General features: G+C 36.5%; 22 protein-coding genes. 6 read left to right on the top strand and 16 right to left on the bottom strand.

Features of this window, described 5'->3' with window-relative positions:
- Positions 1–350: 350 nt before the first annotated feature.
- A complete protein-coding gene (locus BLS89_RS07355) occupies positions 351–683 on the bottom strand; it encodes an HIRAN domain-containing protein (RefSeq protein ID WP_092737061.1) in 333 nt (110 codons plus the stop codon).
- Positions 684–743: 60 nt separating this feature from the next.
- Positions 744–1733: a helix-turn-helix transcriptional regulator gene (locus tag BLS89_RS07350; protein WP_092737059.1), complete on the bottom strand. Its 990-nt coding sequence runs from the start codon at positions 1731–1733 to the stop codon at positions 744–746.
- A gap of 121 nt (positions 1734–1854) precedes the next feature.
- Between BLS89_RS07350 and BLS89_RS07345 the strand changes: the two genes are divergently transcribed.
- Positions 1855–2274: a hypothetical protein gene (locus BLS89_RS07345; protein ID WP_092737057.1), complete on the top strand. Its 420-nt coding sequence runs from the start codon at positions 1855–1857 to the stop codon at positions 2272–2274.
- Between the two features lie 6 nt (positions 2275–2280).
- On the opposite strand, the gene lptC is transcribed toward BLS89_RS07345, so the two are convergent.
- Entirely contained in the window at positions 2281–2952 is a 672-nt protein-coding gene (lptC, locus tag BLS89_RS07340) for an LPS export ABC transporter periplasmic protein LptC (RefSeq protein WP_394330516.1), read from the bottom strand.
- 2 nt (positions 2953–2954) lie between these two features.
- On the bottom strand, positions 2955–4226 hold the full coding sequence (locus BLS89_RS07335) for a BamG family beta-barrel-assembly machinery protein (RefSeq protein ID WP_092737053.1): 1272 nt from the start codon (positions 4224–4226) through the stop codon (positions 2955–2957).
- Between the two features lie 258 nt (positions 4227–4484).
- Here BLS89_RS07335 and pfkA point away from each other — a divergent pair, with 258 nt between their 5' ends.
- The gene (pfkA, locus tag BLS89_RS07330) at positions 4485–5471 is read left to right on the top strand and encodes a 6-phosphofructokinase (protein WP_092737051.1); all 987 of its coding nucleotides are present in this window, start codon (positions 4485–4487) and stop codon (positions 5469–5471) included.
- Between the two features lie 217 nt (positions 5472–5688).
- Here the strand turns inward: pfkA and BLS89_RS07325 are convergent, their stop codons facing one another.
- Together BLS89_RS07325 and BLS89_RS07320 are read right to left on the bottom strand one after the other, a co-directional pair.
- Positions 5689–7053: a peptidylprolyl isomerase gene (locus BLS89_RS07325; RefSeq protein ID WP_092737077.1), complete on the bottom strand. Its 1365-nt coding sequence runs from the start codon at positions 7051–7053 to the stop codon at positions 5689–5691.
- Between the two features lie 99 nt (positions 7054–7152).
- A complete protein-coding gene (locus BLS89_RS07320) occupies positions 7153–8073 on the bottom strand; it encodes a PfkB family carbohydrate kinase (RefSeq protein ID WP_092737049.1) in 921 nt (306 codons plus the stop codon).
- Between the two features lie 432 nt (positions 8074–8505).
- Between BLS89_RS07320 and BLS89_RS07315 the strand changes: the two genes are divergently transcribed.
- Both BLS89_RS07315 and hemH read left to right on the top strand, forming a co-directional pair.
- On the top strand, positions 8506–9384 hold the full coding sequence (locus BLS89_RS07315; protein WP_092737047.1) for a NifU family protein: 879 nt from the start codon (positions 8506–8508) through the stop codon (positions 9382–9384).
- A gap of 35 nt (positions 9385–9419) precedes the next feature.
- Positions 9420–10430, top strand: coding sequence for a ferrochelatase (hemH, locus tag BLS89_RS07310; protein WP_245688921.1), 1011 nt, complete (start codon positions 9420–9422; stop codon positions 10428–10430).
- Between the two features lie 138 nt (positions 10431–10568).
- On the opposite strand, the gene kbl is transcribed toward hemH, so the two are convergent.
- The 9 genes from kbl to fbp form a co-directional block, all read right to left on the bottom strand.
- A complete protein-coding gene (gene kbl, locus BLS89_RS07305; protein WP_092737043.1) occupies positions 10569–11762 on the bottom strand; it encodes a glycine C-acetyltransferase in 1194 nt (397 codons plus the stop codon).
- 63 nt (positions 11763–11825) lie between these two features.
- Positions 11826–13400 carry a ribonuclease Y gene (gene rny, locus BLS89_RS07300; RefSeq protein WP_394330517.1) on the bottom strand — a complete coding sequence of 525 codons (1575 nt, stop codon included), beginning with the start codon at positions 13398–13400 and terminating at the stop codon, positions 11826–11828.
- Positions 13401–13636: 236 nt separating this feature from the next.
- Complete coding sequence (locus tag BLS89_RS07295; protein ID WP_092737039.1) at positions 13637–13915, bottom strand: cell division protein ZapA; 279 nt, start codon at positions 13913–13915, stop codon at positions 13637–13639.
- A complete protein-coding gene (locus BLS89_RS07290) occupies positions 13912–14214 on the bottom strand; it encodes a V-type ATPase subunit a family protein (RefSeq protein ID WP_092737037.1) in 303 nt (100 codons plus the stop codon). The genes BLS89_RS07295 and BLS89_RS07290 overlap by 4 nt, the downstream gene beginning before the upstream one ends.
- A gap of 161 nt (positions 14215–14375) precedes the next feature.
- A complete protein-coding gene (locus BLS89_RS07285) occupies positions 14376–15617 on the bottom strand; it encodes a DUF1015 domain-containing protein (protein WP_092737035.1) in 1242 nt (413 codons plus the stop codon).
- A gap of 4 nt (positions 15618–15621) precedes the next feature.
- Complete coding sequence (locus tag BLS89_RS07280) at positions 15622–16572, bottom strand: D-2-hydroxyacid dehydrogenase (RefSeq protein ID WP_092737034.1); 951 nt, start codon at positions 16570–16572, stop codon at positions 15622–15624.
- Between the two features lie 169 nt (positions 16573–16741).
- On the bottom strand, positions 16742–17260 hold the full coding sequence (locus BLS89_RS07275) for a TlpA family protein disulfide reductase (protein ID WP_092737032.1): 519 nt from the start codon (positions 17258–17260) through the stop codon (positions 16742–16744).
- A gap of 93 nt (positions 17261–17353) precedes the next feature.
- Positions 17354–18385 (bottom strand): o-succinylbenzoate synthase, encoded by a 1032-nt coding sequence (locus BLS89_RS07270; protein ID WP_176763272.1) that lies wholly within the window; start codon positions 18383–18385, stop codon positions 17354–17356.
- A gap of 5 nt (positions 18386–18390) precedes the next feature.
- A complete protein-coding gene (fbp, locus tag BLS89_RS07265) occupies positions 18391–19407 on the bottom strand; it encodes a class 1 fructose-bisphosphatase (RefSeq protein WP_092737028.1) in 1017 nt (338 codons plus the stop codon).
- Between the two features lie 139 nt (positions 19408–19546).
- Between fbp and tyrS the strand changes: the two genes are divergently transcribed.
- Together tyrS and BLS89_RS07255 are read left to right on the top strand one after the other, a co-directional pair.
- A complete protein-coding gene (tyrS, locus tag BLS89_RS07260; protein ID WP_092737026.1) occupies positions 19547–20842 on the top strand; it encodes a tyrosine--tRNA ligase in 1296 nt (431 codons plus the stop codon).
- A 24-nt stretch (positions 20843–20866) separates the two neighbouring features.
- Entirely contained in the window at positions 20867–22216 is a 1350-nt protein-coding gene (locus BLS89_RS07255; RefSeq protein WP_092737024.1) for a DEAD/DEAH box helicase, read from the top strand.
- A gap of 2 nt (positions 22217–22218) precedes the next feature.
- Here the strand turns inward: BLS89_RS07255 and BLS89_RS07250 are convergent, their stop codons facing one another.
- A complete protein-coding gene (locus BLS89_RS07250; RefSeq protein WP_245688919.1) occupies positions 22219–24570 on the bottom strand; it encodes an ATP-dependent helicase in 2352 nt (783 codons plus the stop codon).
- Positions 24571–24584 lie beyond the last annotated feature (14 nt).

Genomic DNA, 24584 nt, shown 5'->3' with positions numbered 1-24584 from the left:
TTTTTTTAGTTGTACAAATATAGTGTTTTTTTTGACCTATTATAGCCCTTCAATAGGATGAAAATCTTAAATCTATTCTTCTGAATATCCTTATATGAAGAGATTTCGGAAGTATTTTAAGCATTAGATCTAAGGATTACCCATCCTTTTTTGGGGGCTTTCAATACTTATAATCCGGAGAGATTTTTTATTTTCTTCTGAACATAAATGCCTTTTCCTTATCCAATTTTTTTTGAGCTCACTTAAATCGTATTTGATAATAATAGTGTAATCCATATGAATAATAGATTTGTGAACCCCATAAATATATTCAAAAACCTCTTAATATATAATTAAGAGGTTTAGTAGGATTACTTTTCAGTCAAGTGTGCTACTACACGGATTTGTTGTTCCGGATGCTCCGTAGGGTCTATTTGCTGTATGTGCAAGTCGATAATATCGTGGTTGTTCGTTTTAAGCAACTTATAAAAAAATCTGTTTTCTGTACGCGGAACAAAGCCTAATTTGAAGCCTTTATAATAGATGGCTACGGCACGAGGGTCGTATTTATTGTCTTCTTCCAGCTCCATTCTCAGCTTGGTACCTATTTTTAGTTTCTTAAAGCATGAAGTTGCTTCGTAATAAGTAAGTCCCGCAATGTGAAAGTTAGCTAAGTGCTCTCTGTGTTTTTTTTGTGTTTCCATAATGTTGTCCTTTTAATATCACACTACAAAAATAAAACGCATTTGTGCAGCGGAAGTGCATTAGTAATTATTTTTCATCTTTTGGATAGTATTTTTTATTTCCTCTACTAATTTGGGCGGGGAAAGCACAGTCATAGCCTCGCCGAAAGAGAGGATTAAGGACTTTAATTCATAGTTAATTTTCACCTCCAGATGTAATATACTATCCTTTACTTTCTGTGAACCGTGCAGGGGTTTAGACTGTACATAAGGAAGTATCTCTGGCGAAAGCCGTATGCTAATTTTTTCTACGGGTTTATCCCACTCATTGGTCACCCCGATGATTTCATCAAAATAATCTGTAAAATTAATGTCTTGCGGTTTGAACTCTTCGTTTCGGCTATCTATACTGACAATACGATCTAATGCCAAATTTTGAATTTTCTCTACACGGTGATTCCATGCAAATAAAAACCAACGGTTATTGTATTGCTTCAAAAAATAAGGAGACAATAAATTTTTGTACGGTACCTCCGACTTAAAACTCTTGTAAACTACCTCTATTGTGATTTTTTTAGCAATATATTGATATAATGGATTGAGAAAATTCAGTCCTTTAAGGTAAGTATTTTCTTCAAACTCTATAATCGGTTGTTGCATTTTTTCAAGTTGTAATTGGTCGTTTAATTTTGCTTGCAGAGAGTTTACCCAATCAAATCCAGAAAGAGCATTTAATCTGTTTAAGGTTTCTAAAGCCTCTATTAGATGTTCTCGTTCATTATTAGAGATAGGCTTTTTAAGAATAGAAAAATCTGGCTCGGCATATCGGTAATAGGTACGCCTACCCTCTTTATAAGATTCAATAGGTGCAGAAAATCCTGCTTCACTTTTCATAAAATTCATATCATCAAAAATTTGCCTCCTAGAGATGGAAACTTCTTCCATAAAATACTCACTCAGTACCTGACTACAATAGGCTATAAGGTCTGATATGAAAAATTTTTTATGCTGATTACCAAAGCATTGATCTAATGTTTTATATCTTATTTGTGCATTTTTAGTAGTTGCCATTTTGAATAGTTTTTAACTTTTCCAAAGGTATTAAAATTTAAAGTTTTATTTTTCTATTTGAGTTCTTAGTTTCAAGAATGTTTTATCTTTGTCATAAAAATTTTAATTAAACTTCTTAAAAATGAAAAACAAGATAATTCTAATACTCGTTCAGGCTTTGCTATCCACAATCTCTGGGATAATGATTGCCAATATGTCTTTTGTAGGAAAAGTAGGTATAAGGCTTTTCTATACGCAATATCACTTATTCAAAATATGGTGGCAGACTGCACTCTTGCTCTTTTCTATTCAGGTGGTATTGGTATTACTCCTTTCATTGATTCAGGCTTATTCCAAAATATTTATTGCAAAAACCATAGCTTTAGTTGTACTTCTATTATCCGGATGGGGTGGCTATCTCACTTACAAAGATTTTACCACGACTTCCCATCGCTATATGAGTAGTAGCTTCCACTTTGGATTTTATATCTTTTGGACTAGCGTTGCCGCTACGGCAGTGTATTTCTTAGTTACCAAAAAGAAAATCAGGAGTTTGTATTGATATCAACTAATGCTTATCCAGACTTACTTTGAGAGTATTCGTAGGAACGGACTCTAGAGAATCTGTTTTAGGCGAAGGCTTTCCGCCTCCCATATCGGACATATTTTTAGGATTAAAGTTTCCGGAATTGTTCTTTAATGTGTATTCTGAGAAATCATCTTTAGCCCTCATTCCATTGGCAGCTACGAAGGTATTCCCGTTTTTATCCGTAATGAATACCGTATCGCTGGTGTACATTTTTCGGTCCTTTTTGTCCCAATAGATAGAGTTCATCACAAAGGTTTGCCCCTCGTTATTAATCACCTTCACATGCCCTTTTGCCATATAAAACTCTTGCGGCTCTATAAACTTAGCATAGTCTGCCCAAAGTTTGCCAGGAGTTTTAGGTTTTTTAGCATCAAAAAATTCCAAATATAGTCCTTTTTTAGCCTCTATATAAGGCGTATCTACAAATTCGTACTTCTGCAATATCGGTGCCTTGAACCTTATCTTTACAAAGCCGGAATCCCGCTGAACGATATATGCATTATAGATAATCTTTGACGGAAAATCGGTTTTCTTATCCTTTTTAGCTTGTGAAATATTTTCTTCGCAAGAGACTATTCCAAACAACATAGCCGCAATGAATAATATCGCAGCTACAAGTTTTCTATGAATAATTTTTGGAAGTAAGTTCAAGATTAGTCGTATTGTCTCTTATTAAACCATTTGTCTGCGAAATGTAATCCTATTTTCAGATTAACAAAACGCTCGGATATCATATTGTTTCGTAACGTACCTCTGTTACCAATGTCCAGACCTATATCTATACCATTCATTTTCATAACATTATTGTTAGAGAATGGCAATGTGGCTCCTAAAGTAACTCCGTATTCATCAATATTGGTCCCATTGATATTGAGTGTCCCTTTTTCATAATAAGCACCATAGCGATAGATTACTCTTGAAAAATAATTTCTAAAGTTATTAAAGTTCGGTAGATACCATCCTCCTACAGCTATGCGGTAAGAATCGTTAAAACGAGTTGGCACTCCCATAAATCTGATATTGCCACCTTTTTTATAATCAAACTCCGAAGACACAAACCATTTCCCATCTTTACCATACCCAATACCGAGAGTTGCTTCCTGAGGGATAATATTCTTCTCTGTGTCGCGGCTCTCTTCTATAATATTTTGATTAGTAACAATATTGCCTGAATAAAAATAAGTACTATTCGTATATTGGGATACGAGGCTTCCCGTATTTCCGAAAGTATAAGTACCTCCTACGGTTATCTTTCTATCGTTCTTTATCTTTTTCTGAAAAGTAGTTCCTAATGTAAAGTTCCAAGTTTTTAGTTTTCTGTAAGTTTCAAATCCGTTTACAAGCTGTACATTAGAAAATGTTACCTCTTCTAAATCGGTAATCTTACCAAAGTAAAAATTAGACCTTGCACCGAGAGAGAACTCGGGCGTTACGCTGTAAGACAATGCGGCTTGTATGGTATTGAGCGTTCCGCTACCCGTAAAGGCATCTCCTCTGGTAAGACCGCTGGAAGTTTCAGTTCGGGTAATCATCTCATATTTTTTGGAACTATACGGCTGATATCTTATTCCAAACTTCATCTTTGGCGATAATGGAAAAGCAATCGATATATTAGATAAATAGGTAGAATGCTTGGTCGTATTGACATTATTATAATTAGACTTGAGGAAAATGTTTTCATTATTGGCTTGAAGTCTGAAACTTGTGAGCTCCAAATTTTTGTTGGCAGCAGGGTTTTTAAAGTTAAAACTATTATTAAAATCTGATATGTATGCTGCAGAAATACCGCCCATAGAGCTGGTTTCTATATTGTTGTCATACTTCACATCACCTACGCCAAAAGCTGCATAAGGGGAATTTCCAATGCTTTGTGCCAAAGCCGTTTTGCCTAAAATAATTAAAGATGCAAGTGCTATTTTCTTCATTTGTAATCTATATATCAAAACGCAAATATCTTAATTATTAATGAAACACGAAAATTTAAGGTGCGTTAAATTTTGTTAAGTCTAATTATCAAACTATCATTTCGCTCGTGATACAATTTCTATTGCTCCAAAAAATAATCTCTTTTTCTATTTTATCAAACTTAAAGACTATTATTCTTTCTCTTATTAAAATCCTTTTTCGCTTTACATCACACAAAGGTTTTTTGTAACTTTGCAAAAATAAATTTTCAAACATAAATGTCTCAATCTAAACTAAAAAAAATAGGTGTATTCACTTCTGGAGGCGATGCACCAGGTATGAATGCAGCTATAAGAGCCGTAGTAAGAACAGCGAATTATTACAATATAGAATGTCTGGGCATAAGATCCGGATACAACGGGCTAATAAACGGCGAAGTAATAAAATTAGGCCCCCGATCCGTAAAAAACATTATCAACCAAGGTGGTACGATGCTAAAATCAGCCCGTTCTGACGAATTTAGGACAGAAGAAGGAAGAAAAAAAGCCTACGAACAATGTCGGGCACACGGCATCAATGCACTGGTATGTATAGGTGGAGATGGAACTTTTACTGGTGCAAAAGTATTTAGTGAAGAGTATGGTGTACAAGTCATAGGAGTACCTGGAACCATAGACAACGATATTTTTGGAACAGACTTTACCATAGGATACGATACAGCACTTAACACAGCTGTAGAAGCCATTGATAAAATAAGAGATACAGCTACCTCTCACAATCGTGTGTTTTTCGTAGAAGTAATGGGGCGTGATGCCGGATTTATAGCACTAAACAGCGGTATAGCTTCCGGTGCTTTGGATATACTTATTCCCGAACAAAAAGATTCTATCAAAGATTTATTCCAAGTTTTCAGAGATGCCGCAAAAAGAGGCAAAACTTCATCTATTGTAGTAGTGGCAGAGGGCGAGAAAATGGCAACGACTTATGAACTTGCAGAACAAACAAAGAAAGAATTTCCGGATTTCGACATCCGCGTAGCCATATTAGGACATATACAGAGAGGGGGAACACCGAGTTGTGCCGACAGAGTACTTGCCAGCCGTTTGGGGTACGGAGCAGTAGAAGGTCTAAGAAAAGGCTTAACTAATGTAATGGCAGGAATACAAGCTAATCAACTAGTTTTTACTCCTATAGAAGATGCTATCAAAAAGCATAATGAAATTAACCAAGACTTATTGAAAATAGCAGAAATATTAGCTTTATAAAATTTTATTTTGAGAATATAAAAAAGCCACTAAAATATACAGAATAATGAGTAAATAAAATATTAGTCTTCTTAATTAAGCGGCTAAATCTTAAAATAGTTCTATTGCTTAAGTCCTTTATATAAAACATTCGGTAAAAAAGTGTTTTACGCATTTTTTTTACCGAATGTGTATTTTCAATTATTTTGGATATCCACTCAAATAATTATTAAATTGATTATCTCTTATTCCAATTAGTCTTAAACTTACAATCTTGATACCTTTTATTGATAGATATAAAAGTATTAGGAATGGTATTATTAACCCATTTTTCTAACATTTCATTTTTCTTTTGATTGGTAGCATATTGCTTTATTGTTTCATAATCTGTGGTAAGATCCAACTGGTGTGCCGGTATTTCATCAAGGATTTTCACGATTTCTACAGACTTATTATCTTTGTCTGCGGGATCGTCCGAAGTTTCAAAAGGATCTGTGATATCTCCTTTTTTTAGCCCTGCTATTTGGTAGCTGATATCAGCCGGAAGGTTTAATTTTTCTATTTTATCAGATCCTGATGATGCTGTGATAACACCTGCATTATACTTTGTAGTTTTATCATCGGAGTACTTATATGCAGCTTCTTTAAATGTCATTTTATCATCTGTAATTTGTTTCTTAATATCTGCCATTTTTTTTCTTGCTTCCCTTATTTCCTCCGCATTTGGTATAGATTTTAGCAGTATATGTCTTACATCATAGATATTTCCGTTTCTTCTAATCAGCTGAATGAGATGGAAGCCATATTGTGTCTCTACTGGATCCGAAATTTCTCCTTCCTGGAGGTTGAGTGCTGCCGCTTCGAAAGGTTTTACCATAGTTCCTTTAGCTATATTTTTATATACTCCTCCGTTAGATGCAGAGCCAGTATCTTCCGAATATATCCTAGCCATATCTTCAAAACTCTTTCCTGCTTCTATTCCTTTTTTTATCCCTAATAATTTATCGATAAGTTGTTTTTTGTGAGCTTCCGTAAGCTTCGGGTGAATAACAATCCTTGCCAAAGAAACTTCATCTTTTACCATAGGAAGCTGGCTTTTGTAAGCATTGAAAAAATCGGTCACTTCGTTTGGCGAAACATTAGCCCCATCTGTTACCCTTTGGAATTTGGCTTGTCCGTAATATTGGTCTATATCCCTTTGAGCGATAGCGGCTTTCATTTCGTAAGGCGTACGAAATTTGTAAGCATCAAGCATCGCTTTCTCAGAAGGAAACTGAGATGCCATCTGTGTATATTTTTTATCCGCATCTTCCTTTATAGCAGTTGTTCTATTCTCGATAAGGGTATCTTTTTTAGCTTCGTATATCAAGAGTTTATTATTCAGAATATTTTCCAATATTTCACACTTATCTACATCATCAGCCCCCTGTTGTCTGGCATAGTTTACCTCCTGTTCTATATCGGAATCCAAGACAATCTCGTTCCCTACCACCGCTGCTATACCATCTACCAAATCGCCATTTTTAAGCTGTGCTTTTGCTACGCTAATTACCGACAATAGCAATGTCGAAACCAAAAAGGTGAGTTTATAAAATCTATTCATATTCATTACTTATATTTTATACTTATTCTGCAAAGATAAAATTATCTATTCATTTCTTTTGCAAAAAGAATTATAATTATTTCTTAATTTTTTGAAATTTTATAGTTTTATACTGAAAGAAGTAAGGCTACGGAATTGTTGTATTCTGTCTTTCAGCATTGTTTCCGTCACATTTTCCAATTGCCTTGTTCCAAATTTTTCTACTGTAAAAGATGCCATAGCAGAGCCTACTATCAATGCTGTTTTCAAATTATCAAAACTAAAATCCTCTGTTTTTGCAAGGTACGATGCAAAACCTCCGGCAAAAGAATCTCCGGCTCCCGTAGGATCAAAAACTTCTTCTAACGGCAAAGCAGGAATAGCAAAAACCTGATTGTCATTAAATAACAACGCTCCATGCTCTCCTTTCTTTATGATAACAAATTGCGGCCCCATCTCGTGTATTTTCTGTGCTGCCTTTACCAGAGAATACTCGCCTGAAAGCTGTCTTGCTTCCTCGTCATTTATACTGATGATATCTGTTTTTGATATTATTTTCGTTAATAAATCCCAAGTATGATTTATCCAGAAATTCATTGTATCGAGAATGATTACTTCAGGTTTTTTCGCCATTTGCTCTAATACAGAAAGCTGTACCGAAGGATGGAGATTTCCTAATAAAAGAACCTCTGCATTTCGACAATTCTTTGGAATCTTAGGTTCAAAATGCTCTAATACATTAAGCTCTGTGGCAAGGGTATCTCTGCAATTCAAGTCATTATGGTATTTACCGGACCAAAAAAAAGTTTTCTCATTATCAATAATTTCTATTCCCTCAATATTGATGTTTTTCTTCTTCATCATATCAAGATATTCTTTGGGAAAATCCCCTCCTACTACTGAAACGAGATTCACATCTGCATTCATCACAGAAGCCGCAAGCCCTATGTAAGAAGCTGCTCCTCCCAATACTTTATCCGTTTTTCCAAACGGCGTTTCTATAGCATCAAACGCCACAGTTCCTACTGCAAGTAGTTTCATTTTTCAGATTTTATTTTTTCGTTTTTGCAAATTTATGATAATATTTTATTAAGCCATTCGTAGTTCATTGTAAAAAGGCAACCCCATTGTTTATGTTTTACATATTACAATGATTTTCAGATAGGTAAAATCAGTATTATCCTTAAAACAAATTACAAACTAATAAAAAACTATACAAAGTTGGTATTTCTATTGGATAAAATCATATATCGTTCATACTATTTATTCTATGTTTTAATATTTTTTGATTCCGTTCAGTATTTATAAAAAGATATAAAAGTCTAATTTATTAAAAATTTTGAAACTAAAATGATAATGCCTTCTATCAATCACTTTTCGAATATATAATCAACTTGAAGATTACCTACTTTGACAATGAGAGTTAAAAACAATAATTTTTCATAATTTTGCAACTTAAAACAAAACATTAAAATGCAAGAAATCCTTATAGAAACTACAGAAAATCCAAAGGTAATGAAGTTTGTAGCTGGCTACAACCTTATCCCTGGTTCTTTGGAATTGGATAGAGATTCTGATATTTCGGAAATTCCTTTGGCTCAAGAGCTTTTTAATTATCCTTTCGTAGATAAGATTTTCATCACTGCTAATTTTATTGCAGTAGCCAAACAAGATACCGTAGAATGGGAACATGTATCGCAAGGATTAAAAAATGTAATAGAGGATGAGCTATTGGCAAATCCTAGAATTTATCGTCAAAAAAAGAAACAAGTCTATCAAATTTATGCTGAAATGACGCCTAATCCCGCTACAATGAAATTTGTTTCTTCTCAACTGTTAATCAACGGTTTTGTAGAGGTAAAAACAAAAGAAGAGGCAGAAGATGTTCCTTTGGCTAAAACGATTTTTGAACAATATCTTTTTGCTAAGGAAGTTTTTATTTCAGACAATTTTGTTGCCGTTACTAAAGATGATTCGGTACAATGGTACGAGGTAATGGTAGAGATGAGGGCTTTCATCGCCGAGTACTTGCAAGAAGGGAAATCCGTATCTGAAAGAGAGCCGCAAAAACACGAAAATCCGGTAGAAAAAATCATCAAAAGAAATTACACTGATAAAGAAGAAAAAATAAGTGCCATTTTAGCCGAATATATAGCACCGGCAGTAGAAAATGATGGCGGGAAAATTTCCCTGATAGAATACGATGAAGAAACAAAAACCGCAAAAATGCTTCTACAAGGGGCTTGCAGCGGATGTCCAAGCTCTACGGCAACCTTGAAAGGAGGGATAGAAAATGTGCTAAAACAGTTTATCCCGGAATTGGTTCAAAATGTGGAAGCGGTAAATGGATAGAACTAAATATAGTAACAACTTAAATACAAAATAAATTGAAAAATAATACCTCGAAGAAAGGAATCCTATTAGTGAATCTCGGTTCTCCGAAATCTACGGAAGTAAAAGATGTAAGGACCTATTTGGACGAGTTTCTAATGGACGAATATGTCATTGATTACCGTTGGATTTTCCGTGCGTTTTTGGTACAGGGAATCATTTTGAAAACCCGTCCGCCTAAATCTGCTGCTGCTTATAAAACAGTTTGGACAGAGGAAGGCTCTCCACTGATTGTACTTGCCGAAAAACTTAAAAACAAGTTTCAGAAATTAGTAGATATCCCCGTAGAAATGGGTATGAGATACGCCAATCCTTCCATAGAAGAGGGCATAAAATCCCTCATAGATAAAGGCGTTACGGATATTGTTCTTTTCCCACTGTATCCTCAGCATGCTATGAGCACTACAGAAACTGTGATGGATAAAGCCGAAGAGGTGCGTTTAAAAAAGTTTCCTAATGTCAATATAAAATATGTAGAACCATTTTACGACCGAGACTTCTATATCGATTGTCTTGCCCAAAGTCTGAAAGAAAAACTTCCCAAAGATTTTGATATGCTCCAATTTTCTTATCACGGCGTTCCGGAAAGGCACCTCTACAAACTAAAACCAAATGATACGCCTAAAACCTATAGCACTAAAAATATAAAAAACTACCGCGAGCAATGCATTGAAACTACTAATTTGGTAGTAGAAAAAATGGGGCTGCCGAAAGAAAAAACTATTGTAAGTTTTCAATCTCGTTTGGGTAAAGACAAATGGATAGAGCCTTACACAGATGCCACTTTGAAAAGCTTGCCTAATAAAGGAGTTAAAAAGTTGGCAATATGCTGCCCTGCTTTCGTGGCAGACTGCTTGGAAACCTTAGAGGAAATATCCGAAGAGGGCAAAGAAACATTCCTGCATGCTGGTGGGAAAGAGTTTCACTATCTCCCTTGCCTTAATGATGAAGAAAAATGGGTAGAAGTAGTAAAAACACTTTGCGAGGAAAAGCTTAGGGAATTTTAATAAAAAAGGATAAAATCTATATTACAAAAGAAAAACAAATCTAAGTATAATGCCGATATTTATCGCTACGATAATAACATTATAAAAAAACTGATTTAACTTCAAAAAGTTAAATCAGTTTTTTTGTTATGGTTGATACTATATTACGCCCAGTTCTTTACCCACTTTTTCAAATGCTGAAATAGCTCTATCTAAATGTTCGCGAGTATGTGCGGCTGAAAGCTGAACACGGATTCTGGCTTTTCCCTTAGGTACCACCGGATAGAAAAAACCTATAACATAAATCCCTTCATCCATTAGCTTCTCTGACATTTTTTGAGACAGAGGTGCATCATAAAGCATTACCGGAACGATAGCCGCATCTCCATCCGGAATATCAAACCCTTTTGTTTTCATCTGAGAACGAAAATATTGTGCATTTTCCATCACTTTATCTCTTAGTGAAGTATCTTCGGAGATTAAATCCAAAACTTTTATGGCTGCTCCTACAATACCCGGTGCCAAAGAATTAGAGAACAGATAAGGACGAGAACGCTGTCTTAGCATATCTATGATTTCCTTTTTTCCAGAGGTAAATCCTCCCAAAGCACCTCCTAAAGCTTTTCCAAGCGTAGATGTAATGATGTCTACGCGTCCTATCACATCATTGGCCTCGTGTGTTCCACGCCCTGTTTTACCAATAAACCCAGTAGCGTGAGAATCATCTACCATTACCAAAGCGTCGTATTTTTCGGCTAAGTCGCAAACTCCTTTAAGATTTGCAACAATACCATCCATAGAAAAGACTCCGTCTGTAACAATAATTTTAAAACGATGATTTTTTTCCGATGCGGCTTTCAGCTGTGCTTCCAAATCGTTCATATCATTATTTTTATAACGATACCTGCCGGCTTTACAAAGTCTTACCCCATCAATAATAGAAGCGTGGTTCAGTTCATCTGAAATAATAGCATCTTGCTCCGTAAACAGAGGTTCAAAAATACCTCCATTGGCATCAAAACAAGCCGCGTAAAGAATAGTATCTTCCATTCCTAAAAACTTAGAAATTTTTTGTTCTAATTCTTTATGAATATCTTGCGTACCGCAGATAAAACGAACCGAAGACATTCCATAACCATGAGAGACTATCGCTTCTTGAGAAGCTTTCATCACTTCTGGATGATTACTAAGTCCGAGATAATTATTGGCACAGAAATTCAACAGTTTTTTGCCATTTGCTACAATTTCAGCAGACTGCTGAGAGCTAATAATTCGCTCTCTTTTATAAAGTCCTTCATTGTCAATGCTTTTAAGCTCTGACTGAAGATGATCTAAGTATGTTTTAGAAATCATAATAATTAAATTTTTGGTTAATATATTAAAAAAGCCCTCTTATAACGAAGGCTTTTATATAAATTATCTTGCAATATTTACAGCTCTGGTTTCTCTTATCACTGTTATTTTCACTTGCCCAGGATAGGTCAGTTCATTTTGTATTTTTTCGGATATATCGTAAGAAAGCTGAGCGGCTACATCATCATTCACTTTAGCACTCTCCACCATTACCCTAAGCTCTCTACCCGCCTGAATAGCATATGCACTGGATACCCCCTCAAAACTCAAGGCTGCCGCTTCCAAGTCTTTTAATCTTTGGATATAAGACTCCAGCACTTGGCGTCTTGCTCCGGGTCTCGCTCCGGAAATTCCGTCTGCTACTTGTACTATTGGGGAAAGAAGTGAAGTCATTTCTATCTCGTCGTGGTGAGCACCTATGGCATTTACCACTTCAGGATTTTCTCCGAATTTTTCTGCCCACTGCATACCGAGTAACGCGTGAGGAAGCTCTGATTCTTGCTCTGGTACTTTCCCTATATCGTGTAATAGTCCTGCTCTTTTTGCAAGTTTTACATTTAGTCCTAATTCTGCCGCCATCGTCGCTGCAATATTTGCCACCTCGCGAGAGTGTTGCAATAAATTTTGCCCATAAGAAGAGCGGTATTTCATTCGTCCCACTATTTTAACTAACTCGGGGTGAAGACCGTGTATGCCTAAATCTATAATAGTCCTCTTTCCTACTTCTATAATCTCCTCTTCTATCTGTTTGCGGGTCTTTTCTACTACCTCTTCTATTCTTGCAGGGTGTATTCTTCCGTCGGTTACCAATCTATGTAAAGAAAGCCTTGCTATTTCTCTCCTTACAGGGTCGAAGCAAGAAAGTAAAATAGCTTCCGGCGTATCATCTACGATAATCTCCACTCCTGTGGCAGCCTCCAAAGCCCGTATGTTTCTCCCTTCTCTGCCAATTATTCTACCCTTGATATCATCGGATTCTATATTAAATACCGAAACAGAATTTTCAATAGCCTGCTCCGTTCCTATCCTCTGAATGGTTTCTATTACGATTTTTTTGGCTTCATTCTTGGCGTTGAGTTGTGCTTCTTCTATAATGTTTTGCACATATGCCTGTGCCTTGGTTTTCGCCTCTGCTTTCATTGTTTCTACCAATTCTTCCTTGGCTTCCTCGGCAGAATAGCCGGATACCTTTTCCAGTAAATCTATTTTCTTGGCAATGGTTAGATTCAGCTCGTGCTGTTTCTTATCCAAAAGCTCCTCTTTTCTGGAAACATCGGATAATTTTTTGTCCAACTCTTTTTCTAATTTCCCTACCTTGCTAAGCTCGTCGTTAAGCTTCTGTTCTTTATCCTTCGTGCGTTTTTCTATATCTTGCATTTTCTTTTCACGCTGTTGGATATTCTTGTCGTGTTCTACTTTCAGCTCCAAAAATTTCTCTTTAGCCTGAATGTTTTTTTCTTTCTTAATGCTCTCTGCCTGCACATTTGCTTTCTCTACAATATTTTCTGCATTCTTCTTAGCATCTTCCAGCATAAACTTAGCTTTAGAATTAAGAGAACTTTTAGAAAAAGCCATTCCTATTATGGCTCCTATAATGAGACTGACAATGCAGCCAATGATGGTTGTAATCATATCTATATCTATTATTTATATTCCCATTTTTTCAATAAAAAACCTACAATAATCCTTAAAGATTAAAGAGTAAACTCCTAATCAACACGATTTGAGCTGATTTCCACTGTCTGTAATCCGCGATACACGGCACGCCATTCAGAGGACATTCACTCGGTATTTTTTTAGCGTTGAGTTTACCTTTTGTGTTAGAACTATTGTAGGCAATTTTTTAGGAAACAAAACTTAATTTCCGAAGGATATTATTCTTCTAATAACTGACTGAGGTAAGTTACTTGATTACAAATATTTTTAATGTTTTCTTCTCCGCCTTTTCTTGTTAATTCCGCATTAGCACCCAATCTCAAAGCACACATAGCCAAAGCATCTTGCTTATCTTTTAGTTCAAAATTGGCTTCAAAGTTTTTTATCATCTCGTCTATTTGTTTCGCCACCTTTCTCAGGGTTTCCTCTTCGTCTGAGGGTACGCTCAGTGGGTAGCTCCTACCTCCTATCTGCACATTTATATTACGCTTTATCATAGTCCATTGTTTTGCAATTGGGTGATACAGGCGTCTATTTCTTTTATCAATCTATTGATATGTGCCTTCATCAATCTACTATACTCAGGATTACCTGATATTGAAGCTATAAGTTTTGTTTCTTTATTTTCTTCCATTAATTTCTGATTTGCTTTTTTCTCTGCCTCATATTTTGTTTTCAGTTCATCATAATCTTTGGAGAGTTCTTCGTGCGACTGTATTAGATTTTGATAATCTTTTTTCATCTGTCTAATTTTCTTCTCCAAATCTGAAAAACGATTTTCTAACTCATCAAGCATACCAGAAATGTTCTAACCGAACCACAAATTTATAAAAAAAACTCTTGCTGTTAAAGTATTTATAAGATATTTTTTAAGCAAGAGTCTATGCAGTTCTATTATTGTACTTTTAATCAATAGGTTAAAACCCGTCTAAATTCAGCTTAAAAACAATAAAATTTTTATTTCATATCGTACATAATTAAAGCCGTCATTAGTTTTGGAGAGATCAATGTAGATTTTGGCGGCATTTTTTGCTTCAAGTCAGAAACCTTCATCAAATCACTACAACTCACAGGATATAATCCAAAAGCTACTTTGAACTCTCCAGAATCCACTTTTGCTTTGAGCAGTTCTATTCCCTCCAAAGTAGAATTACCCTTAACGAATTTTATTCTATTGGAAGTTTTGGAATCTTCAATTTTCAGAATCGGTTTAAGAATATATTTTTCAAGAAGATAATGGTCTATACAATCTAACCCTTGCTCTTTAGGACGGAGGTCGTGCTTCACATGAAGGCTGTAAAACTCTCCTTCCAAGTACATACTTATATGGTGTTTTTGGGAAGGATAATAAGGTTCGTTTCCTTTTTTATTGATATAAAAATATTTTTCTAATGCTGCAAAAAACTTTTCTTCAGAAAGCCCGTTAAGATCCTTTATCACCCTGTTATAGTCGTATATTTTTATAGACTGGTTTGATACGATAAAGCTATAAACATAATTGTAGCCTTCTGTTCCCAATACTTTTTTTGATTTCTCTCTTTGGTTTTTGGCGTTAAATGCAGCAGACCCCATTCTATGGTGGCCATCTGCGATATAAAACGAATCTACTTGGTCTAATACTTCTTTCAGCTGTTGTAGTTTCAATAAGTTATTGATTTTCCAAATTTTATGCTTTACTCCATCATCACTCGTTACATTTAGTATAGGAATATTTTTTTCTTCATGGTTCATTAGCATTTCAATCTTTGGATTGGCATTATAAGTCAGAAGTACCGGCTCTGCCTGTATATTAACTTTCTGTAAATAGTATGCTAATTTTTCTTTTTTGTGTGTAAGAGTGGACTCGTGCTTTTTGATTTTCCCATTCCAAAAATCATCTACAGAAACTAATCCTAAAAGCCCTCTAAAAGTGGATTTATCGGGCATAGTCTGCTCGTATAAATAGTAAGAAGTTTCATCTCTTATGAGCTGATTTTCGTTCAACAAAACCTCGTAGTTATTCCTTACTTTTCTGAGATTGCGAGCAACATCTTTGGATTTACTACAAACATAAGGTTTTACCATATTCACATAAGAACATTCTTGTTGTGATTTTTTCAATATTTCCTCTCCCGAAAAATTATCCAAAGCTCTTGTAGGGAAAGTCTGAAGAAGACTGTCTTTAGGTCTTACTCCTTTGAATGGCTTAAAAGTCGGCATAGCATTAAAATTTTAGATTAATGATTTGCTCCGCAAGTTCCACACCTATACGCTCTTGTGCTTCCAGAGTATTCCCAGCCAAATGCGGTGTCAGCGAAAGCTGAGGATTCATAAGAACAGAAAGCTCCGGATTAGGCTCATTTTCAAATACATCTAATGCTGCGCCTGCTACTTTACCATTTTCTATAAATTTTAATAATGCTTTTTCATTAAGAACACCTCCTCTCGCTGTATTAGCGATAAATACACCATCTTTCATCATTTCAAATTGAGGCTCATCTATAATGTAACTGTTTGTTTTAGGAGTATTTATACTAATAAAATCAGAATTTCTAAGTACTTCTTCTAAACTTGTAGATGTTACTTCAAAATCAAGGCTTCTACCATCAAAAAAATCCAATTTCAAAGTTTCTGTTTTAGCCTCTTTATTACAAACCAAGACTTTCATACCCAAGGCAATCCCCTTTTTTAACACTTCTTTACCAATGCTTCCAAAACCTATTACGCCTAAAGTTTTTCCGGAAAGCTCTACAGCCTTCGAATAAGATTTTTTCAGTTCTTTAAATTTCGTTTCTCCTTCCAGCGGCATCATTCTATTAGATTCGTGAAGAAATCTCGCCAAGGAAAAGAAATGTGCAAATACCATTTCTGCAACAGACTTGGAAGATGCAGTGGGAGTATTGATGACTTTTATTCCTCTGCTTTTAGCATACTCTACATCTATATTATCCATTCCTACACCTCCTCTCCCTATGATTTTCAGGCTCGGGCAGGCATCTATCAAGTCTTTTCTTACTTTGGTGGCACTTCTTACCAGAAGAACATCCACAGCATTATCATTGATATATTGCACCAATTGTTCCTGAGACACTCTATGGTCTAATACTTCTATTCCCGATTCTTTCAAGGTTTTCTCTCCGGCAGGAGATATACCATCATTTGCTAAAACTCTCATCTTTATTTTTTATTAAAGTATTTTTACTAAAATTTTGGCAAAGTTAAGAAATTTTATACATATCTCCCCACCCACTATTTAGACTAAATCTAATAAACATTCATTAAAACTCTAAAAAATCTTGGAAATAAAGCAATGGAAGTCTTTGTCTCAAAAATTATGATTGTTCTCAGTTTTTAGATAATTGGTCGATAGTCTGCTGAATACTCGGATCATCAGGTGTTATGGCATAGTATTTTGCAATTCCCGAATTCTGATTTACAACAATATATCTCGGAATCCAATTGAGATCTATATCGTTATTAAAATCATTTTTCCACCCTGATGAGAACCAATAATTATACAGATTTTCAATATGATGTTTTTCTATTCCTTTCTTCCATGCTGTTTCGTTTCGGTCCAAAGATAGATATATAAAATCTACATCAGGATTTTTTTGCACTAATTCTTTAGCTTTTGGCATTGCTTTTACACAGTCGCTGCACCAGCTTGCCCAGAAATCTAACACTACGATTTTGCCTTTATGCTTTTCCAGTATATCCTTTATTTGGGTATGTTTTCCTTCTAATGTAGTAACTTTCTGCTCCAAAGCTTTTTTACTGAAAGTTGTTTTCAAAACTTTTGGAGTTTCCTGAGCCATTACCGCCAAAGACATACTTGCTGCCACTGCAAAAAATATTTTTTTCATTGTTTTAATTATATCTGAAAAAGGTTAAAATCATATATCAATAAACATCTATACAGTTTGATATTTTTTATTCAATACCAATATATCTGATTTTCAAAAACAAACTTTGCTACTTTTCTCAAAATAAAGTTTATCTTTTTTTAAGATTAATGATGACTGAAAATTATTTACAAAAAGCATACCAGTACCTAAACCTTGTGGTATCGGATTATTTTTGGTATAAGTATATTGGGCTATGGCATTAAGTCCTATATTACTTTCGAGAGCAGAGGTAATCCACCATCCTATACCAAGAGATTCTGCTACCTCTATCCATTCATCACTCCCCGAAAAGCCACCGACCAAAGAGGGTTTTAATATAATATACTGCGGCTTTATATCTTGTAACAACTGCCTTTTAGACTCCGGCTCTACCACTCCTATTAACTCCTCATCCAGTGCTATAGGTATAGGGCTATTTCTGCACAAATCTGCCATTTGAGAAATATTTCTGGCTTTTATAGGCTGCTCTATAGAATGGACATCTCTAAGTGCCAATTGCTCCAATACCATCTGGGCTTTGTCATAAGAAAAAGCACCATTGGCATCTACCCTAATTTCCAAAACTTTCTTAGGAAAACTAAGTCTAAGCATCCTCAATATATCCAGCTCCGATTCTAAATCTACACCTATTTTGAGCTTTATGCAGCTGTATTTTTGTGCAATTTTCTTCTCTATCTGTCTTATCATTTCCTCTCTATCACTCATCCAGATGAGCCCATTGATAGTAACACTATCTTTACCATCGGTAAAATCAGACGGAAAATAGAGAGCTTCTCCATATAAAAGATTAGCCACAGCCTGTTCATACCCTATCCATATAGACGGAAAATCCCTAAGCTCCTCTTTAAGCGTTTCTTTGTCCAGATTGATATTTTCACAAAGCCATTTGAGTTTCTCTTCGTAGTGTGGTACATCATCAAAGCTAAGTCCTCTAAACACTCCGCACTCTCCTACTCCTCTATTGTTGCCTTTCTCTACTTCTCTTAAATGAAGAAGATAGGTATCTTTGGTAGTAAGGACGCCTCGGGAAGTGCCACTGGGCTTTTCGAATATTAAAGTATATTTTTCAAACTTTGCTTCTATCATAATCACTCTTTGTGACCAGTCATAAATTCTTCTGCCTTTTTCACCATATCTTCGCTACCGCAGAAGAATGGCACACGCTGATGAAGCTCCGTAGGCTCTATCTCCAATATTCTTCTGTAACCGTCTGTAGCCCTGCCTCCGGCTTGTTCCGCCAAGAATGCCATCGGATTGCACTCGTACAACAGGCGAAGTTTCCCATTAGGTGCCTGAGAGTAAGACGGATAAATATAAATTCCTCCTTTTATCATATTCCTATGGAAATCGGACACCAATGAACCTATATATCGAGAAGTGTATGGTCTGTCTTCTTCTTCTTTTTGACAATATTTAAGATAATCTTTCACCCCTTGCGGAAACTTGATATAATTCCCTTCGTTTATGGAATAGATTTTCCCTTTTTTAGGAAATTGCATATTAGGATGAGATAAATAGTAAGTTCCCAAACTCGGGTCTAATGTAAATCCGTTTACGCCATTTCCAGTGGTATAAACAATCATTGTAGAAGAGCCATAAACTACATATCCGGCAGCTACTTGGTTTACGCCTTTTTGTAGAAAGTCTTTAAGCTCCACAGGTTTTCCTGTTTCGGTAATTCTTCTGTATATAGAGAATATAGTTCCTACGGATACATTCACATCAATGTTGGAAGAGCCATCCAATGGGTCTATAAGTACTACATATTTACTAAGAGAACCGTCTCCACTATTACAGCGAATATCTATAAAATTATCATTTTCTTCGGAAGCTATACCGCATACCACTTCTCTCTGAGACAAGGCATTAATGAATATTTCATTAGCCAGCACATCTAATTTTTGCTGAGCTTCTCCTTGTATATTGGTATTTCCTGCATGTCCTATAATGTCTGCTATTCCGGCTTTATTCACCTCTCTATTTACGACCTTAGAGGCTAATCTTATGGCACTCAGAAGCCTTGAAAGCTCCCCTGTGGTATATTGGAAATCGTCCTGCTTATCAATGATAAATTCACCTAATGTTTGTAAAGTTTCTTGAGCCATTTTTTACTTTTTTTTAATGATACAAATATCGGAAATTTTAATTGTAAAACAATATATTTCTACTAAGCTTATTTTCAAAGCTGTATTACTACGCTATTAAAACATAAAATCTTATCTTTGCCGAAATTAACTGGTTAATATGAATTCCTTTATAGAAGAACTTAAATGGCGCGGGCTGCTCCACGATATGATGCCCGGAACAGAAGAATTATTGTCTAAAGAAATGACTAAAGCCTACATAGGATTTGACCCTACGGCAGATTCCCTGCATATCGGCAGTTTGGTACCTATAAAAATTTTGGTGCATTTCCAGCAGCACGGGCATAAGCCTATCGCATTGGTAGGTGGTGCTACGGGAATGATAGGTGATCCTTCCGGCAAATCGGTTGAAAGAAATCTTTTGGACGAAGCTACGCTCAACCATTATGTAGATTGCATAAAAAATCAACTTTCAAGATTCTTGGATTTTGACAGCGATAAAGAAAACAAAGCCGAGCTTGTCAATAATTATGATTGGATGAAATCCATATCGTTTTTGGAATTTGCCAGAGATATCGGAAAGCATATCACCGTCAATTATATGATGGCAAAAGATTCTGTAAAGAAAAGATTCTCAGGCGAAGCCGGCGTAGAAGGAATGAGCTTCACGGAATTTACTTATCAGCTTTTGCAGGGCTACGACTTCCTACACCTCTACCAAAACGAAGGTGTAAAGCTACAAATGGGGGGCTCCGACCAATGGGGAAATATTACTACCGGAACGGAATTGATACGAAGAAAAGCCCAAGGAGAAGCCTTTGCACTAACGGTAACTCTCATTACCAAAGCCGATGGCTCTAAATTCGGAAAATCCGAAAGCGGCGAAAACTATTGGCTGGATATTCGTAAAACTTCGGCATATAAGTTTTACCAATTTTGGCTGAATGCCACAGACGAAGATTCCGAACGCTTCATCAAAATATATACTTTTCTCAGCAAAGAAGAAATCGAACATTTGATAGAAGAGCATAGACAAGCACCTCACCTAAGAACACTCCAGAAGCGTCTTGCCAAGGAAGTAACCATCTGGGTACATGGAGAAGAAGAATACAACAAAGCCGTAAAAGCCTCCGAAATCCTCTTCGGAAAGTCCACTGCGGAAGATTTGGTGCAATTAGACGAAACTACTTTTCTTGAAATCTTCGATGGTGTGCCGCAGAAAGAAGTCCCAAAAAGCGAACTCATAGGCTGCAATATTATAGATCTGCTATCCGACAAATCCGGTTTCCTAAAATCAAAAGGCGATGCTAAGAGAGAACTAAAAGGAAATGCCATCTCTGTAAACAAAGAAAAAGTAAATGAAGATTTTGTAGTTTCGGATAAGGATTTTATCGACCATTCTTTTATCCTTCTGCAAAAAGGAAAGAAAAATTACTTCATCGTAAGAGGTGTATAGATATATTACCCAAAACCATACTTTATGAAACTAACTTTTGCAGACTTCGATTTGCCCGAGAAAATACTTGATACGCTGGCAGATATGGAATTATTCGAGCCTACGCCTATTCAAGAGAAAAGCTTTAGACCTATCCTCTCCGGACGGGACATTATGGGCATAGCCCAGACCGGAACGGGAAAAACTTTGGCGTATCTCCTGCCTGTTCTCAAAAACTGGAAGTATAGCAAAAGCGGCAATCCTACCATTCTCATATTAGTCCCTACGCGAGAGCTGGTGGTTCAGATTGCAGAAATTCTCGGCCGCCTTACGGAAAACCTTACAACGAGGATTATCGGAGTTTATGGGGGTAAAAATATCAATACGCAAAAATTATTATTTGATGAAGGATGCGACATTCTTGTTGGGACACCGGGGCGCGTGATGGATCTCTCCATAGACAATGCCATCTCCTTGAAAGAAGTGCAAAAGTTAGTGATTGACGAGTTTGATGAAATGCTCAATCTGGGATTTAGGCATCAGCTCACTCATATTTTTGAGATGATGAAGGAGAAACGGCAAAATATTCTTTTCTCCGCAACAATGACCGATGCCGTAGATGAGATGCTGGAAGAATACTTTGCCTCTCCGATAGAAATATCATTGGCAAAATCCGGGACGCCTTTGGAAAAGATAGAGCAGATAGGTTGCAAAGTAATAAACTTCAACACCAAAATCAATCTCTTGGAACACCTCCTAAAAACAGACAAAACCTTATCTAAGGTATTGATTTTCTGTAATAATAAAAAAAACGTAGACTATCTTTTCTCAAAGATTAACGAGTTATTTCCTAATGAGTTTGAAGTCATCCATTCTAACAAATCCCAGAATTATAGGCTCAGAGCGATGCAAAAATTTGAGAATGAAAACCTAAGGGGACTTATTACCACCGATGTAATGGCAAGAGGGCTGGACATTTCGGACATTACGCATGTCATTAATTTTGAAATTCCGGAAATTCCCGAGCAATACATTCACAGAATAGGAAGAACAGGGCGTGCCGACAAAGATGGTATTGCCATTTCATTCATTACTCCAAAGGAAGAAACTGCACTTTTAGACATTGAAATTTTGATGAAAAAGGAAATTACACTCTTGGATTTCCCGGACGAAGTGCTCATTAATCCTAAAAAAATAGCCTCCGAAAAAGAAGAGATGAAAATGAAAAACCCTGTAAAGGTAAAACTAAACGAAGGCGGAGGTGCATTCCATGAGAAAAAGGGGAAAAACAAAAAAGAAAACTTAGGCGGGCCAAGCAAGCGGAAACCTCCGAAAAAATACGGAGTCAACCGCGCTCAGCAAAAAGCCAAATCCAAAGCCAAACGAAAAAGATAATGCTATAACTTTATCAGTTTGGCAAACTTAAGGATTAGATTTTTCTCACCTTCGTTCACAAATTTAACCTTAGCTTTCACATTATTGGCATCGGAGCCGTCTAAGAAAATAACTTCACCTACCCCGAAACGCTCGTGACGGACGGTATCCCCTACTTTTATATCCTGTTGTACGCCTGCTTTTGGGGTATTGATTTTCGCTGAAGCCAAAGGCTTTAAGTTTTGTTTTTCAGGTTTTGGGGCCAATGGACTAATGTTTCTGCTTAGTGTTTTTTTCGGCTCTTTTTTCTTAAAATAAACCGGCTCCGAAGACATATCTCCAAAAATATCCGATTTTAATCCGGAACGATTAATGACTTTCTTCTCTATACCCGGATTGACAAATTCTATAAAGTGAGGGTCTATCTCACTCAGAAAACGGCTGGGCTCTGCATCTGTAATTTTGCCCCACTGAAAACGAGATACCGCATAAGTGATAAACGCTTGTTTCTCTGCACGGGTAAGTGCCACATAGAACAGACGCCTCTCCTCCTCCACGCCCTCTCGGGTAGCCGTACTCATAAGGCTCGGAAACAGATTTTCCTCTAATCCCACCATATAAACCACCGGAAATTCCAATCCTTTGGACAAGTGAATGGTCATTAGCGAAACCTTGTTGTCATCATCGTCATTCCCTTTGGTGTCTGATGCCAAAGCTATATTTTCCAAGAAATTAGACAAACTGGCATCACCGTCTTCCAACTGCTGCTGCTCCTCTATAAACCCTTGTATAGAGTTGATAAGCTCCTGAATGTTATCCAATCTGGAAATCCCCTCCGGCGTTTGGTCGCTTTTCAGCGTGTTTATAATTCCGGTCCGTTTTGCCACTTCCATCGCTACGATATAAGCGTTATCCTGTTTTAGAGAAACTCTGAACGCTTTTATCATTTGCCAAAATTCGTCTAACTTCTTTAGCGTAGAATTATTAAGACCAAGGGAAGGGCTATGCTCCAATAAGTGGTCCAACACACTACCGAGAGAGAGTCCCTTAGAGTCGGCATAGACGATTAACTTGTTCTGAGTGGTTTCTCCTATCCCCCTCGCCGGATAATTCATGATTCTAAGGAATGCCTCGTTGTCGTTCTCATTGACCAACAATCTGAGATACGCCATTAAATCCTTTACCTCTTTTCTTTGATAAAAAGATAATCCCCCATACACGCGGTAAGGAATATTCTTCCGCCTCAGAGCATCTTCAAAGGCTCTGGTCTGGGCATTGGTTCGGTATAAAATAGCGAATTTATCAAACTTCATTTGTCGAGAATTATGCAATTCCCAAATATTTGCCGCTACGAAATTCGCTTCCTCCGCATCAGAAAAAGAGCGGTAAACCTTTATTTTGTCTCCCTCCTCATTAGCACTAAAAACATTTTTTTTGAATTGTTGTTCGTTTTTAGCGATAACGGAATTGGCAGCGTTTACGATATTCTGCGTAGAGCGGTAATTTTGTTCCAAAGACACCGTAACGGCATCCGGATAATCTTTTTTGAAATTAAGGATATTATAAATATTAGCCCCTCTAAATGAATAAATAGATTGGGCATCATCTCCCACTACACAAATGTTTTCAAATTTAGACGCTAATGCCTTTACGATAAGATACTGAGAATGATTGGTATCCTGATACTCATCTACGAGGATATACCGAAACTTATCTTGGTATTTGGCTAAAACTTCTGGGAAGCGCGTCAGGATTTCGTTGGTTCTTAGCAATAGGTCGTCAAAGTCCATTGCACCATTTCGGAAACAGGCTTCTACATACTTTTGATAGACTTGCCCCAAATATTTCATATTGGCTCTGGCATCTGCCTCCATTAGCTCAGGATTGTTGTAATACGCCCGTACCGTAATCAGATTATTTTTGAACTCCGAAATCCGCCCTTGTACTTTTTTGGGCTTATAAATATCGGCATCCAAATTCAAATCCTTTATCACTTTTTTTAAAACATTCAGCGAGTCCTGAGTGTCGTAAATCGTAAAATTAGACGGAAAACCAATAATTGGAGCTTCACTCCTAAGAATACGCGCAAATACCGAATGAAAAGTCCCCATCCATATACTTCGGGCATCGCTCTCTCCCACTACTTTAGCGATACGCTCTTTCATTTCTCTGGCGGCTTTATTTGTAAAGGTAAGTGCCAAGATATTGAACGGATCTACTCCATTATTGATAAGGTGTGCGATACGCATAGTGAGCACTCTTGTTTTACCTGAACCTGCTCCTGCAAGCACCATCAGAGGACCTTGCAGAGTAGTCACAGCTTCATATTGAGAAGAATTTAGTCCGCTGAGATAGTCTTTATTTTGGTTCATCATTAGTGGATGGGAAA

This window comes from Riemerella columbipharyngis (assembly GCF_900101995.1).
Lineage (GTDB): Bacteria > Bacteroidota > Bacteroidia > Flavobacteriales > Weeksellaceae > Riemerella > Riemerella columbipharyngis.
Note: the sequence above shows the minus strand (reverse complement) of the source record. Positions and strands in the feature narration are given on the sequence as shown.

Bases quoted from the DNA above. Each gene is read 5' to 3' on its own strand.
- BLS89_RS07355 (WP_092737061.1), bottom strand. From the start codon at position 683: ATGGAAACACAAAAAAAACACAGAGAGCACTTAGCTAACTTTCACATT.
- BLS89_RS07350 (WP_092737059.1), bottom strand. From the start codon at position 1,733: ATGGCAACTACTAAAAATGCACAAATAAGATATAAAACATTAGATCAA.
- BLS89_RS07345 (WP_092737057.1), top strand. From the start codon at position 1,855: ATGAAAAACAAGATAATTCTAATACTCGTTCAGGCTTTGCTATCCACA.
- BLS89_RS07335 (WP_092737053.1), bottom strand. From the start codon at position 4,226: ATGAAGAAAATAGCACTTGCATCTTTAATTATTTTAGGCAAAACGGCT.
- pfkA (WP_092737051.1), top strand. From the start codon at position 4,485: ATGTCTCAATCTAAACTAAAAAAAATAGGTGTATTCACTTCTGGAGGC.
- BLS89_RS07325 (WP_092737077.1), bottom strand. From the start codon at position 7,053: ATGAATAGATTTTATAAACTCACCTTTTTGGTTTCGACATTGCTATTG.
- BLS89_RS07320 (WP_092737049.1), bottom strand. From the start codon at position 8,073: ATGAAACTACTTGCAGTAGGAACTGTGGCGTTTGATGCTATAGAAACG.
- BLS89_RS07315 (WP_092737047.1), top strand. From the start codon at position 8,506: ATGCAAGAAATCCTTATAGAAACTACAGAAAATCCAAAGGTAATGAAG.
- kbl (WP_092737043.1), bottom strand. From the start codon at position 11,762: ATGATTTCTAAAACATACTTAGATCATCTTCAGTCAGAGCTTAAAAGC.
- BLS89_RS07295 (WP_092737039.1), bottom strand. From the start codon at position 13,915: ATGATAAAGCGTAATATAAATGTGCAGATAGGAGGTAGGAGCTACCCA.
- BLS89_RS07290 (WP_092737037.1), bottom strand. From the start codon at position 14,214: ATGCTTGATGAGTTAGAAAATCGTTTTTCAGATTTGGAGAAGAAAATT.
- BLS89_RS07285 (WP_092737035.1), bottom strand. From the start codon at position 15,617: ATGCCGACTTTTAAGCCATTCAAAGGAGTAAGACCTAAAGACAGTCTT.
- BLS89_RS07280 (WP_092737034.1), bottom strand. From the start codon at position 16,572: ATGAGAGTTTTAGCAAATGATGGTATATCTCCTGCCGGAGAGAAAACC.
- BLS89_RS07275 (WP_092737032.1), bottom strand. From the start codon at position 17,260: ATGAAAAAAATATTTTTTGCAGTGGCAGCAAGTATGTCTTTGGCGGTA.
- fbp (WP_092737028.1), bottom strand. From the start codon at position 19,407: ATGGCTCAAGAAACTTTACAAACATTAGGTGAATTTATCATTGATAAG.
- tyrS (WP_092737026.1), top strand. From the start codon at position 19,547: ATGAATTCCTTTATAGAAGAACTTAAATGGCGCGGGCTGCTCCACGAT.
- BLS89_RS07255 (WP_092737024.1), top strand. From the start codon at position 20,867: ATGAAACTAACTTTTGCAGACTTCGATTTGCCCGAGAAAATACTTGAT.
- BLS89_RS07250 (WP_245688919.1), bottom strand. From the start codon at position 24,570: ATGATGAACCAAAATAAAGACTATCTCAGCGGACTAAATTCTTCTCAA.